This window comes from Cupriavidus pauculus (genome assembly GCF_002858765.1).
Classification (GTDB): domain Bacteria; phylum Pseudomonadota; class Gammaproteobacteria; order Burkholderiales; family Burkholderiaceae; genus Cupriavidus; species Cupriavidus pauculus_B.
The window spans coordinates 33,245-46,948 of sequence record NZ_PJRP01000018.1 but is presented as its reverse complement, the minus strand read 5'-3'; the positions used below and the strand labels follow the sequence as shown (position 1 = coordinate 46,948).

Sequence of the window (13,704 nt, the reverse complement as noted above, 5' to 3'; positions counted from 1 at the left end):
GCCGATCCGTCGACCGTCCCGATGACCACTGCCGAGCCCGCCACGCCTATCCCGTCGGCCACAGCCGGCGCCGATCTGGCCGAGACCAGCGGCCCCGACCAGCAGCAGTTCGTCGACTGGCTGCGCGCCGTCGCCCCGTATATCCACACGTTCCGCGGCAAGACCTTCGTGATCGCCTTCAGCGGCGAACTGGTCAAGGCCGGCGTGCTCAACGCACTGGTCAACGACGTGGCGCTGCTGCACGCCATGGGCATGCACGTGGTGCTGGTCTTCGGCTCGCGCCCGCAGGTGGAAGAGCAACTGGGCCTGCGCAACGTGCAGTCCCAGTTTGCCGATGGCGTGCGGATTACCGACAACGCCGCGCTCGAATGCGCCAAGGAAGCGGCCGGCGAACTGCGCCTGGACATCGAGGCGGCCTTCAGCCAGGGCCTGCCCAATACCCCGATGGCCGGCGCCCAGCTTTCGGTGGTGTCGGGCAACTTCATCACGGCGCGGCCGGTCGGTATCGTCAATGGCGTGGATTACCAGCACACGGGGCTGGTGCGCAAGATGGACGACGAGTCGATGCGCATGTCGCTGTCGCACGGCAAGGTCGTGCTGCTGTCGCCGCTGGGCTTCTCGCCCACCGGACAGGCGTTCAACCTGTCAATGGAAGACGTGGCCAGCGCCACGGCCAGCGCGCTCAAGGCCGACAAGCTGATCTTCATCACCGAGGTGCCGGGCGTGCCCGACGCCGTGGGCAAGCTGATGAAGGAAATGTCGCTGCGCACCGCCGTGGAGCGGCTGCAGAACCACCACCTGCCGCCCGACGTGGCCTATTACCTGGAACACCTGGTCAAGGCGCTCAAGGGCGGTGTGCCCCGTGCCCACCTGATCCCGTTCGCCATGGACGGCTCGGTGCTGCTGGAACTGTTCCTGCACGATGGCGTGGGCACGATGGTGTCCGATTCCGACCTGGAAAGCCTGCGCGAGGCCACGCTCGACGACGTGGGCGGCATCCTGCAGCTGATCGCGCCGCTGGAGGCCGACGGCACGCTCGTGCCACGCGGACGTCACCTGATCGAGCGCGACATCGACAAGTTCTCGGTGATCGAGCACGACAACGTGCTGTTCGGCTGCGCCGCGCTGTATGCCTTCCCGCGCGAAAACATGGGCGAGATGGCCTGCCTGACCGTGTCGGCCGAGGCCCAGGGCACCGGCGACGGCGAGCGCCTGCTCAAGCGGATCGAACGCCGCGCCCGCACGCTGGGACTGGATCGCCTGTTCGTGCTCACCACGCGCACCGAGCACTGGTTCCTGAAGCGAGGTTTCGTGCACGCCACCGTGGACGACCTGCCGGAAGACAAGCGCAAGCTCTACAACTGGCAGCGCAAGTCGATGGTGCTGATGAAGAAGCTGTAACCCCGCAACATCCGCAAAGACAACAGCCGCCGCAGGGGCATGGGCCACCTGCCCCGCCCTGCCAGCCCAGCTTGGCTACAATAGCGGCCACACGAAAAAGGAGTCCCTCATGGCCCGCATGGTCCATTGCGTCAAACTGAACAAGGAAGCCGAAGGCCTCGACTTCCCGCCGCTGCCGGGCGACCTCGGCAAGAAGATCTGGCAGAGCGTGTCGAAGGAAGCCTGGGCTGGCTGGCTCAAGCATCAGACCATGCTGATCAACGAGAACCGCCTGAACATGGCCGACGTCCGTGCGCGCCAGTACCTGCTCAAGCAGACCGAGAAGTATTTCTTCGGCGAAGGCGCCGACCAGGCCGCCGGCTACGTGCCGCCGCCTTCGGCGTAAGCCTGCGGGGCCCGCGCACGCGCCGGGCCCGAGCCTCCGCCACCCCCGCCTCTCCCTGATCGTCAGCACCAGGGGACACATTGCCGCACGCCGCGCCGGACCCATCGGGACCGGACGTGCCGTGCGGCAAATCCATTCTCAGCCCGATACCTTGCCTTCTATTCTGCGCTGACGCCGGCGCATGGCGCGCGGCGTTCACAACCGTGCGGAGGCAGCAGTCATGGCAATCCTTTTCGATATCAAGGTGGAAAGCGGGGCATCGCAGTGGTATGGCGTGATCACGATCGCGAACATCCGCCATGCCAATGGTTCGGCAGTCGGCATCGATCATTTCCTGGGCCTCAAATTCCGGTCCCCGGCCGCCGTGCAACCCGCCGACTTCAATATCCAGCTCTGGCGCTGGCAGGCCACGACGACCCACACCGAAAACGCCAGGATCGACAGCACGACCTGGGACGTCGAGGCCACGATCGACTTCGAGGCGCCCTACACGTTCGCCGCCGAGGACACGATCAAGATCGGCATCAACGGTGATCTGACCGGCCCCGAAGCGGCTGCCTGTCTGGCGTCTTTCGCCCTGGAAGCCGACGCGCTGCCCGACACCCGTGGCACCGTGTTTGTCCAGGCAGGATCCCCGCCAGACGCCGAACTGTACTCTGCGGCACAGACCATCACGTTCACCCAGGGGTCGCAGGTCCACGTCGAAACGGTGGCACCCGGCGCCACCACGCCGGTGGCGCTGCCCACTGGCACCTACACGGTCAGCGTCGACCCCCTGGCCAATGCCGCCTACACGGTGGCGGCCGACGCCGCGGTGCACCCCGCCACGGTCACGCTCACGCCGGGCAGCACCAGCGCGGTGGTGGTGAGCTATTCGGATGCCCAGTACTACGCACGCCTCAATGTGGCGATCGAGCGCATCCAGCCACTGCTTGACGAGGAACTCGACGTCAGCGTGGTCGTGCGCAACACGGGCGACCTGCTGGCGGAATTTCTGCTGCCGCCGGGCGGCATCATGCCGCTGGGCGGACTGCCGCGCGCGGGCGTCGTCGACATCAGCGTGGCGCCATACGCGCTGAACAACGTCCGGTACACGTTTCCCGCCAAGTATCGCGACCTCGACGCCACCGTACAGAACGTGCTGTTCTCGTCCGGCGACATGCAAGCCACGGCTGTCGACACCGGCGGCTTCGTCGCGCTGCCGGTGGAAATCGCGTCGGACGTCAGCGTCAGCGTCCCGCTGGAAGTGCGGCTGGTGGCAGGCAACATGATCTATCGGCAGGAAATCCGCATCGAGGCGGGCACGCACACGTACGAGCTGGCCGTGCCCGTGCAGCCCCAAACCTATACGGTCGAGGTGGCGGACTTCCTGCTCGACGGTCAGGTCTACCACGTGCAGGCCCCCGACGACCTGCGCGTGGCGCCCAGCGGCGCGTCACGGCTGCTGATCGCGGTGGCCCAGGGCGCGAACCTGAACGTGCGGGGCTTTCCTGACTTCCTGAGCTTCGGGGGCTGCGCCGACCTGACACCGGGCAACGCTGCCGACTTCGTGGCAGCGCGGGCGTCGTCGGTGTTCAAGTACGCGGGGTTCGATGGCGCCGGCGATGCCAATACCTACCTGACCGCCGACAACCAGACCACCGCCACCGTGCTGCTGGCGCGCGATGTCGAGCAGCAGATCGGTGGCGGCCACCAGGTGCTGCCGGTGCTGGTTTCCTATACCTGCAACCTGTCGCTGGGCGACACGCCGACGCAACTGGCGAACAAGCAGGGGCTGGCCCACAGCCTGGCCAACCTGATCCTCTCGCTGAACCTGGCAAAGGACCACACCGACGCCAGCCATCCCGTGCCCGCCGGCTATGTCATCAACCCCGATTTCCTCGGGGCCTGCCAGCAAGGCGGATTCGGTCCGGGGTACGCCATGCCGGTACGCGAGCCGCTGCGGATGGCGCTCGACCACTGGAATGTCCAGGCCGCGATTCCCGAAGACATCGAGGAGAACATCCGCGGCTACATCGCCGCCGTCAACTGGCTGATCCGCACCGTGGCGCCGGCGGTCACCTTCGGCTGGCAGGTCAACCTGTGGGGGGTCGGGGCGTCGGAATGGATCTATGCGTCCGGGGACGAGCCGGTCCAGAACGCGCGGGCAACGGCCGAATTCATCCGTGCCATGCGCGTCCACGAGGGCCCCAACGCGCCCGACTTCCTGGCCGTGGACCGCTATGAGGCCGACGACTTCACCATCCGCAGCTATGCCAATGGCTATTGCTACTGGACCCACGAGTGGGGGCGCTTCTTCGACTTCTGCGCCGAGCTGAGCCGCGACCTCAGGTTTCCGATCATGCCCTGGCAGATTCCGGCCAGCCACGCGCCGCTGGTGTCCGACCCCGTCAACGACGACTTCGACACGCAGAACTGGGGCACAGGCGGCACCTACATCTTTGGCGATTCGGCGATTGGGTCGGATTATCACAACATCAATCCCAAGATCGTCGCGCTGAAATTCCCCGCTGCGTTCCACTGGGCCATGGGCGCCACCGCTGAAGACATGTTCAAGCGCTCGGAACCCTTCGATGTGAGCGGGCCGGCCTACGCCGACTTTCCGTATCGCGGCATCTTCACGCTGCTGCTGGGCGGCGGCGCCACGACGGGCATCATCGCCAGCGTGGGCGACGACACGTCGTTCGTGCGCGACAAGCTCAACGCCTATATGAGTGCGCCGATTCCGTTCACGGAAAGCCTGTACGCCGAGCGTCAGCCCGCCACCATGGTACGCAGGCCGCGACGCCGCGTGGCAGCCTGGTGCGGCAGCCGTGGCGCGGCCAGGCTCGTTCGCTAGCGGTCCCACGCCATGACAAAGCGGGTGCTTCGGCACCCGCTTCTGCTTTATGCACTCGATTTGATCAAGGTCATGATGATGTCGCGGCAAGCCTATTTGCCGCCACACCGGCCATCGGCGCCATACCCGCCGCAACCGTTGCCCAGCGCGGCTTTGCGGCGGGCATATGCCGAAAGAACTAGTACGCTCGGCATAGCCTCGCCCTCTCCCGGCTAACCGGCCGGCGAATGTTCCGCGTAGACCCGCAGGCCTACTCTGGCATCACTCTCCAAAGTGACTCCGGAACCCGGCCATGGCAACCGCCACCCCTTCCTCCCAAACCCCAGAAACCGTGCCGCCTGGCGCCTGGACCACCCTCTGGTCCAGCACGTTCGCGTTCACCATCTGCTTTGCCGTCTGGATGATGTTCGCGGTGCTCGGCATCCCGCTCAAGAACGAACTCGGCCTCAACGACACGGAATTCGGCCTGCTGGCCGCCACGCCCGTGCTCAGCGGCTCGCTGATCCGCGTGCCGCTGGGCATCTGGACCGACCGCTACGGCGGCCGCATGGTGTTCTTCGTGCTGATGCTGCTGACGGTCATCCCGATCTGGCTGATTTCCTATGTCCATACGCTGTGGCAACTGCTGGTGCTGGGGCTGTTCGTGGGGCTGGCCGGCGGATCGTTCTCGGTGGGCACCCCGTACGTGGCACGCTGGTTCCCGCGCTCGCGCCAGGGGCTGGCGATGGGCATCTTCGGGGCCGGTAACTCGGGCGCCGCGCTGACCAAGTTCGTGGCCCCGGCGCTGATCCTGGCCGCCGGCACCTGGGAAATCGTGCCCCGGGTCTACTCGGTGGCGATGCTGGTCACCGCCATCGTCTTCCTCCTGTTCTCGCGCAGCAACCCGGCGCACCGCGCGACGTCGGCCACGAGCTTCCGGGCCCAGCTGGCCGTGATGCGCGACCCGCGCGTGTGGCGCTACTCGCAGTATTACTCGGTGGTGTTCGGCGGCTACGTGGGCCTGTCGCTGTGGATGACCAAGTACTACATCGGCGAGTACGGCTTCGACATCAAGACCGCCGCCTTCCTGGCTGCCTGCTTCTCGCTGCCCGGCGGCGTGCTGCGCGCGATCGGCGGCTGGATCTCGGACCGCTACGGCGCCCATCGCACCACGTGGTGGGTGATGTGGGTCAGCTGGGTGGGCTTCTTCCTGCTGAGCTACCCGAAGACCGACTTCGTGATCCACACGGTCAGCGGCCCGCAGAGCTTCCATATCGCCCTGACGCCCACCGTGTTCACGATCCTGATGTTCGTGGTCGGTATCGCCTTCGCCATCGGCAAGGCCTCGGTCTTCAAGTTCATCTCCAACGACTTCACGCACAACATCGGCGCGGTGTCCGGCGTGGTGGGCCTGGCTGGCGGCCTGGGCGGCTTCATCCTGCCGATCCTGTTCGGCGCGCTGGCCGACCTGACCGGCATCCGCAGCAGCTGCTTCATGTTGATGTACGGCACGGTCTGCGTGAGCCTGGTCTGGATGCACTACAGCCATCGCGCGGAGCAGTTGCGCGCCCGGCCCCGGCCCGAGGCGTCCGCCGTCCTGGACAAGTCCGCGCAGGCTGCCTGACCCCGCTTTTTCACCGATTTCCTTCTCTCGCACATCATGACCAGTACCGTACTGACCCGCTGGGAGCCCGAGAACGCCACGTTCTGGCGCGACCGGGGCGAACGCATCGCCTACCGCAACCTCTGGATCTCGATTCCGGCCCTGATGCTGGCCTTCGTGGTCTGGATGCTCTGGAGCGTGGTGGCCGTCAACCTTGACCGTGCCGGCTTCCAGTTCACCAAGAACCAGCTGTTCTGGCTGACGGCGCTGCCGGCCCTGTCCGGCGCCACGCTGCGCATCTTCTATTCGTTCCTGGTGCCGGTGTTCGGCGGCCGCCGCTTCACGGCCATCTCCACCGCGCTGCTGCTGATTCCGGCGCTGGGCATGGGCTTCGCGCTGCGCGACCCGTCCACCAGCTACCCGACGCTGCTGGTCCTGGCCCTGCTGTGCGGCCTGGGCGGCGCCAACTTCAGTTCGTCGATGGCCAATATCAGCTTCTTCTTCCCGAAGGCGAAGAAGGGCCTGGCCACCGGCCTCAATGCCGGCATCGGCAACCTCGGCGTGTCCGTGGTGCAGTTCGTCACGCCGCTGGTGGTGTCGGTCGCCGTGTTCGGCGCGCTGGGCGGCGACGCGCAGAGCTACCAGGCCAACGGCGCCGCGCAAAGCCTCTGGCTGCAGAACGCCGGCTTCATCTGGGTGCCGTTCATCGTGGTGGCTTCGGTGGCCGCGTGGTTTGGCATGAACGACATTGCCGATGCGCGCGCGTCGTTCGCGGAGCAGGCCGTGATCTTCCAGCGCAAGCACAACTGGCTGATGTGCTGGCTCTACATCGGCACGTTCGGCTCGTTCATCGGCTTCTCGGCCGGCCTGGCGCTGCTGACCAAGTCGCAGTTCCCCGGCATCAACCCCACGGCCTATGCCTTCCTGGGGCCGCTGGTCGGCGCCCTGACCCGCCCCGTTGGCGGCTGGATCTCGGACAAGCTCGGCGGTGCCCGCGTCACGCTCTGGACCTTCATCGGCATGATCGCCGCCGTCTTCGCCGTGCTGTCCGCCCTGCCCCATGACGGGCAGGCCGGCAACTTCCAGGCGTTCCTGGCCGCGTTCATCGTGCTGTTCGCCCTGACCGGCGTCGGCAACGGCTCCACGTTCCGCATGATCCCGGTGATCTTCCTGACCGAGCGCCAGCGCGACGCCGCCGGCAAGGGCGAGCCCGCGCAGAGGCAGGCCCTGCAGGACGCCGGCAAGGAATCGGCCGCCGTGCTGGGCTTCTCTGGCGCGATCGGTGCCTATGGCGGTTTCTTTATTCCCAAGAGCTTCGGCACGTCGCTCGAAATGACTGGCTCGCCCGACGCCGCGCTCTACTGCTTCATCGTCTTCTATCTGAGTTGTGTACTCGTGACCTGGTGGTACTACGCACGCCGTAACGCCCCCATGCCCTGCTGAGGCGGGCATCACCCACAAAAGCAAGCGGAGAACATAAGAAATGTCTCATTTTCTGGATCGACTGAAGTTCCTGTCGCGCGTGAAGTCCACGTACGCGGACGGGCATGGTGCGGTGGTCAACGAAGACCGCACATGGGAAAACAGCTATCGCAGCCGTTGGCAGCACGACAAGATCGTGCGATCGACGCACGGCGTGAACTGCACGGGCTCGTGCTCGTGGAAGGTGTACGTCAAGAATGGCCTGATCACCTGGGAAACGCAGCAGACCGACTACCCGCGCACCCGCCCCGACCTGCCCAACCACGAGCCGCGAGGCTGCCCGCGCGGCGCGTCCTATAGCTGGTATGTGTACTCGGCGCAGCGCGTGAAGTATCCGATGATTCGCGGCCGCCTGATGGAGATGTGGCGCGAGGCCCGCAAGACCATGGACCCCATCGCCGCCTGGGCATCGATCAGCCAGGACCCGGTAAAGGCCGCGCGCTACAAGAGCGTGCGCGGCCAGGGCGGCTTCGTGCGGGCGGACTGGGATACGGCTGCGGAGATGATCGCGGCCGCCAACGCCTACACGGTCAAGGAATACGGTCCCGATCGTGTCGTCGGATTTTCGCCAATTCCGGCCATGTCGATGGTGTCGTACGCGGCCGGTGCGCGCTACCTGAGCCTGATCGGCGGTGCCTGCCTGTCGTTCTATGACTGGTACTGCGATCTGCCGCCCGCCAGCCCGCAGATCTGGGGCGAGCAGACCGACGTGCCCGAGTCGGCCGACTGGTACAACAGCACCTACCTGATGGTCTGGGGCTCGAACGTGCCGCAGACGCGTACCCCTGACGCGCACTTCTATACAGAGGTTCGCTACAAGGGCACCAAGACCGTGGCCGTGTCATCGGATTTCGGCGAAATGGTGAAGTTCGGCGACATCTGGCTGGCCCCGAAGCAAGGCACCGATGCCGCGCTGGCGATGGCCATGGGCCACGTGGTGCTGAAGGAATTCCACACCACCGGCAAGTCATCGTATTTCCGCGATTATGTGAAGCAGTACACCGACATGCCGATGCTGGTGCTGCTGCGCGACCAGGACGGCACGCTGGTGCCCGACCACTTCCTGCGTGCCTCCCATCTGGACGGCAACCTGGACCAGGCCAACCATCCGGAATGGAAGACGCTGGTCATCGACCAGGCCACCGGCGAGATCGTGGCGCCGAACGGCTCCATCGGCTTCCGCTGGGGCGAGGCCGCCCATGACGACGGCGCCAAGGTGGGCCGCTGGAACCTGGAAATGAAGGATGGCGGCAGCGGCCGGGACATCGACCCGCGCCTGTCGCTGATCGGCCATGAAGATGAAGTGGCCGAAGTGGGCTTCCCCTACTTCGGCGGCGAGCACGACGCGCTACTGCGCCGCCGCGTGCCGGTGCGCCGGCTGACGCTGGCCGACGGCACCGTGGTGCGCGTGGCCACCGTCTACGACCTGCAGCTGGCCAACTACGGCGTCGACCAGGGCCTGGGCGGCTCCAACGTGGCTGCCTCGTTCGACGACGACGTGCCTTACACGCCGGCCTGGCAGGAAAAGCACACCTCCGTGCCGCGCCATCTCGTGATCCAGGTGGCACGCGAGTTCGCCGACAACGCCGATCGCACGCACGGCAAGAGCATGGTGATCGTCGGCGCGGCGCTGAACCACTGGTACCACAACGACATGATCTACCGCGGCATCATCAACCTGCTGATGATGTGCGGCTGCGTGGGCCAAAGCGGTGGCGGCTGGGCCCACTATGTCGGCCAGGAAAAGCTGCGTCCGCAATTCGGCTGGGCGCCGCTGGCCTTTGGTTCCGACTGGTCGCGCCCGCCGCGCCACATGAACGGCACGTCGTTCTTCTACAACCACACGAGCCAGTGGCGCCACGAAAAGCTCGGCGTCGACGAAATCCTGGCGCCGACGGCCGACCACAGCCGCTACGACAACCTGTCGCTGCTGGACCTGAACGCCAAGTCCGAGCGCATGGGCTGGCTGCCGTCGGCGCCGCAGCTTGGGCGCAACCCGCTGGACGTGGTGGCCGACGCCCGCGCGGCCGGCAAGGACCCCGTCGCGCACACCGTCGAACAGCTCAAGTCCGGCGCGCTGCAGTTCGCCTGCGACGACCCAGACAATCCGGCCAACTTCCCGCGCAACATGTTCGTCTGGCGCTCGAACATCCTGGGTAGCTCGGGCAAGGGCCACGAGTATTTCCTCAAGTACCTGCTCGGCACGCAGAACGCCGTGTTCGGCGACGAGAACGACGCCATCAAGCCGAGCGAAGTGAAGGTGCGCCCGGCCGCCGAGGGCAAGCTCGACCTGCTGACCGTACTCGACTTCCGCATGAGCACCACGTGCCTGTACGGCGACATCGTGCTGCCCACGGCTACCTGGTACGAAAAGGACGACCTGAACACGTCGGACATGCACCCGTTCATCCACCCGCTGTCCGAAGCCGTGCAGCCGCTGTGGGAAAGCAAGACCGACTGGGAAATCTACAAGGCCATCGCGAAGAAGTTCACCGAGATTGCCGGCCCGTACCTGGGCACGCGCGAGGATCTTGTCTGCACGCCGCTGCTGCACGACACCCCGGGCGAACTCGGCCAGCCGTTCGAGCCAAAGGACTGGAAGCATGGCGAGTGCGACCTGATCCCGGGCAAGACCGCGCCGTCGATGACGGTGGTGGAACGCAACTACGCCGACATCTACAAGAAGTTCACGTCGATCGGACCGCTGCTGGACAAGATGGGCAACGGTGGCAAGGGCATCAACTGGGATACGAAGCACGAAGTCCGCGAAATCGGCCACCTGACCAAGACCGTGACCGAGCCGGGCGTCAGCTACGGCCGTCCGCGGCTGGAAACGGCCATCGACGCTGCCGAGATGATTCTGACCTTTGCCCCGGAAACCAACGGCCACGTGGCCGTCAAGGCCTGGGACGCGCTGTCGAAGATCACCGGACGCGACCATACGCACCTGGCCGTGGGCCGCGAGCACGACAAGATCCGCTTCCGCGACGTGCAGGCCCAGCCGCGCAAGATCATCTCTGCGCCCACGTGGTCCGGTCTGGAATCCGAGGAAGTCAGCTACAACGCCGGCTACACCAACGTCCACGAACTGATTCCATGGCGCACGCTGACCGGCCGCCAGCAGTTCTACCAGGACCATCGCTGGATGCTGGATTTCGGCGAAGGCGCGTGCGTCTACAAGCCGGCCATCGACACCAAGACCGTGAGCCCGATGCTGGGCCGCAAGCCGAACGGCAACCCGGAACTGGTGCTGAACTGGATCACGCCGCACCAGAAGTGGGGCATCCACTCCACCTATTCGGACAACCTGCGCATGCTCACGCTGTCGCGCGGCGGCCCGCACGTCTGGATCTCGGAAGCCGAGGCCAAGGCCAACGGCATCCGCGACAACGACTGGGTGGAGGTGTTCAACGTCAACGGCACGCTGACCGCCCGGGTGGTGGTGTCGCAGCGCGTGCCCCAGGGCATGTGCCTGATGTATCACGCACAGGAAAAAATCGTCAATGTGCCAGGCGCGGAAACCAGCGGCATGCGCGGCGGCATCCATAACTCGGTCACGCGCACCGTGACCAAACCCACGCACATGATCGGCGGCTATGCGCAGCTGGCCTATGGCTTCAACTACTACGGCACGGTTGGCAGCAATCGCGACGAATTCGTGATCCTTCGCAAGATGAACAAGGTGGACTGGCTGGAAGGTCCGCGCAAAGAAGATCCCTCCCCCCAAAACAAGGCAGAAAAGACTGAAGGAGCATGGCAATGAAGATCCGCGCTCAAGTGGCCATGGTGCTGAACCTCGACAAGTGCATCGGCTGCCATACCTGCTCCGTGACCTGCAAGAACGTCTGGACCAGCCGCGAAGGCGTTGAATACGCCTGGTTCAACAACGTCGAGACCAAGCCCGGCATCGGCTTTCCGAAGGAATGGGAAAACCAGGACAAGTGGAACGGCGGCTGGAAGCGGAATGCCGACGGCAGCCTGACCCCGCGCCAGGGTGGCCGCGGCAAGATCCTGTCGAACATGTTCGCCAACCCGAACCTGCCGCAGATCGACGAATACTACGAGCCGTTCACCTACGACTACGAGCACCTGCAGAAGGCCCCGCTGGTGGAGACCCCGCCGACGGCGCGCCCCGTCTCGGCCATTACCGGCAAGAAGATGGAGAAGATCGAATGGGGCCCGAACTGGGAGGACGACCTGGGCGGCGAGTTCGATTCGCGCAGCCGCGACAAGCTGTTCGACGAGATCCAGAAGGACATGTACTCGACCTTCGAGAACACGTTCATGATGTACCTGCCCCGCCTGTGCGAGCACTGCCTGAACCCGACCTGCGTGGCATCGTGCCCGTCGGGCTCGGTCTACAAGCGCGAGGAAGACGGCATCGTGCTGGTGGACCAGGACAAGTGCCGCGGCTGGCGTATGTGCATCTCGGGCTGCCCGTACAAGAAGATCTACTTCAACTGGCAAAGCGGCAAGGCCGAGAAGTGCGTGTTCTGCTATCCGCGCATCGAGGCCGGCCAGCCGACGGTCTGCTCCGAAACCTGCGTGGGCCGCATCCGCTATCTGGGCGTGATGCTGTACGACGCCGACCGCATCGAACAGGCTGCCTCGGTGGCCGATGAGCGGGACCTGTACCAGTCGCAGCTCGACATCTTCCTGGACCCGAACGATCCGGCCGTGCAGGCCGAAGCGCTGCGCCAGGGCATTGCCCAGAGCTGGATCGACGCCGCGCGCAAGTCGCCGGTCTACAAGATGGCCGTCGAATGGAAGGTGGCCTTCCCGCTGCATCCGGAATACCGCACGCTGCCGATGGTCTGGTACATCCCGCCGCTCTCCCCGATCCAGTCGGCTGCCGAAGCCGGCTTCATGGGCATGAACGGCGTGATCCCCGACGTCAAGAGCCTGCGCATCCCCGTGAAGTACCTGGCCAACCTGCTGACCGCCGGCGACGTCATCCCGGTGCTTGGCGCGCTGGAAAAGATGCTGGCCATGCGCGCCTACAAGCGCGGCCAGAACGTGGATGGCATCGAGGACCTGGCCGTGCTCGAACAGGTAGGCCTGACGCCTGCCCAGGTCGAGGACATGTACCAGACCATGGCCATCGCCAACTACGAGGACCGCTTCGTCGTGCCGTCGTCGCACAAGGAAATGTCCGAGGACAGCTTCGACGAGAAAGGCAGCTGCGGCTTCAGCTTCGGCAACGGCTGCTCGGGCGGTACATCGGAAGGCACGCTGTTCGGCCGCAAGAAGCCGCAGCCCGAAGTGGCCTACGCCGACCTGCCGCGCTCGCGCAAGGCGCTGGCCACCTGACCGTATCCGGAGAACGCTATGACAATCCATCAAGTGCTGAGCGCCATGCTCAGCTATCCGGACCAGGCGCTGGTCGACGGCATGGCCGACATTGACGCGGCGTTGGCCGAATGGCCGCAGGCGCGCGACATGCTGGCGCCGCTGACCGAAGTGCTGCGCCGCGAGCCGCTGATCCGGCTGCAGGAAAACTACGTGGCCACGTTCGACCGCAACCCGGCCCAGTCGCTGCACCTGTTCGAGCATGTGCACGGCGAAAGCCGCGATCGCGGCCAGGCGATGGTGGACCTGCTGGAGGAATACCGGCGCGACGGCTTCGACCTGACCACCGCCGAGCTGCCCGACTATGTGCCGCTGTTCCTCGAATACCTGGGCGCCCTGGTCATGGACGGCAAGGAAGCGCGCGCCGAGGCACTGCTGGGCGATGCCATCCACGTGATGGCCGCCATCGGTGACCGCCTGGCCCGCAGCGAAAGCCCGTATGCCGCTGCGTTCCTGACGTTGCGCACGCTGACGGACGTCCAGCCGCAGCCGCAGGAAGAGCCGCCCGTGCGCGACATGGATGAAGCGCTGGAGACCTTCGGCCCCGGCGCGGACGGCGTGGAGCCACTGCTGACCCGCAAACCCGACGTCGAGACGGTGCACTTCTACAAACGCGACGCCGCGGCCGCCGCGCGCGGCATGCCGTCAGCCATCAACCCCTGCTAA

At 65.7% G+C, this 13,704-nt stretch carries 8 protein-coding genes; all 8 read left to right on the top strand.

All coding sequences use genetic code 11. The features are described 5' to 3' along the window. The first annotated feature begins 21 nt into the window (after window positions 1-21). The 8 genes from argA to narJ all read left to right on the top strand — a co-directional run bounded on the left by argA (window position 22) and on the right by narJ (window position 13,704). Window positions 22-1,401: an amino-acid N-acetyltransferase gene (gene argA / locus CYJ10_RS27530; RefSeq protein ID WP_374703316.1), complete on the top strand. Its 1,380-nt coding sequence runs from the start codon at window positions 22-24 to the stop codon at window positions 1,399-1,401. Window positions 1,402-1,510: 109 nt separating this feature from the next. Beyond that, window positions 1,511-1,786 (top strand): oxidative damage protection protein, encoded by a 276-nt coding sequence (locus CYJ10_RS27525; RefSeq protein ID WP_066733742.1) that lies wholly within the window; start codon window positions 1,511-1,513, stop codon window positions 1,784-1,786. A 220-nt stretch (window positions 1,787-2,006) separates the two neighbouring features. Next, window positions 2,007-4,625, top strand: a complete 2,619-nt coding sequence (locus CYJ10_RS27520) for a hypothetical protein (RefSeq protein WP_101684613.1) — start codon at window positions 2,007-2,009, stop codon at window positions 4,623-4,625. Window positions 4,626-4,917: 292 nt separating this feature from the next. Then, window positions 4,918-6,228, top strand: a complete 1,311-nt coding sequence (locus tag CYJ10_RS27515; protein ID WP_101684612.1) for an MFS transporter — start codon at window positions 4,918-4,920, stop codon at window positions 6,226-6,228. 36 nt (window positions 6,229-6,264) lie between these two features. Continuing rightward, window positions 6,265-7,650: a NarK family nitrate/nitrite MFS transporter gene (locus CYJ10_RS27510; protein ID WP_101684611.1), complete on the top strand. Its 1,386-nt coding sequence runs from the start codon at window positions 6,265-6,267 to the stop codon at window positions 7,648-7,650. 40 nt (window positions 7,651-7,690) lie between these two features. Then, a complete protein-coding gene (locus CYJ10_RS27505; RefSeq protein ID WP_101684610.1) occupies window positions 7,691-11,452 on the top strand; it encodes a nitrate reductase subunit alpha in 3,762 nt (1,253 codons plus the stop codon). Beyond that, window positions 11,449-12,999, top strand: coding sequence for a nitrate reductase subunit beta (gene narH / locus CYJ10_RS27500; RefSeq protein WP_101684609.1), 1,551 nt, complete (start codon window positions 11,449-11,451; stop codon window positions 12,997-12,999). The genes CYJ10_RS27505 and narH overlap by 4 nt, the downstream gene beginning before the upstream one ends. A gap of 18 nt (window positions 13,000-13,017) precedes the next feature. Beyond that, window positions 13,018-13,704 (top strand): nitrate reductase molybdenum cofactor assembly chaperone, encoded by a 687-nt coding sequence (gene narJ, locus CYJ10_RS27495; protein WP_101684608.1) that lies wholly within the window; start codon window positions 13,018-13,020, stop codon window positions 13,702-13,704.

Coding starts and splice junctions, on each gene's coding strand:
- CYJ10_RS27505 (WP_101684610.1), top strand. CDS start 7,691: ATGTCTCATTTTCTGGATCGACTGAAGTTCCTGTCGCGCGTGAAGTCC.
- CYJ10_RS27515 (WP_101684612.1), top strand. CDS start 4,918: ATGGCAACCGCCACCCCTTCCTCCCAAACCCCAGAAACCGTGCCGCCT.
- narH (WP_101684609.1), top strand. CDS start 11,449: ATGAAGATCCGCGCTCAAGTGGCCATGGTGCTGAACCTCGACAAGTGC.
- CYJ10_RS27520 (WP_101684613.1), top strand. CDS start 2,007: ATGGCAATCCTTTTCGATATCAAGGTGGAAAGCGGGGCATCGCAGTGG.
- CYJ10_RS27510 (WP_101684611.1), top strand. CDS start 6,265: ATGACCAGTACCGTACTGACCCGCTGGGAGCCCGAGAACGCCACGTTC.
- narJ (WP_101684608.1), top strand. CDS start 13,018: ATGACAATCCATCAAGTGCTGAGCGCCATGCTCAGCTATCCGGACCAG.
- argA (WP_374703316.1), top strand. CDS start 22: ATGACCACTGCCGAGCCCGCCACGCCTATCCCGTCGGCCACAGCCGGC.
- CYJ10_RS27525 (WP_066733742.1), top strand. CDS start 1,511: ATGGCCCGCATGGTCCATTGCGTCAAACTGAACAAGGAAGCCGAAGGC.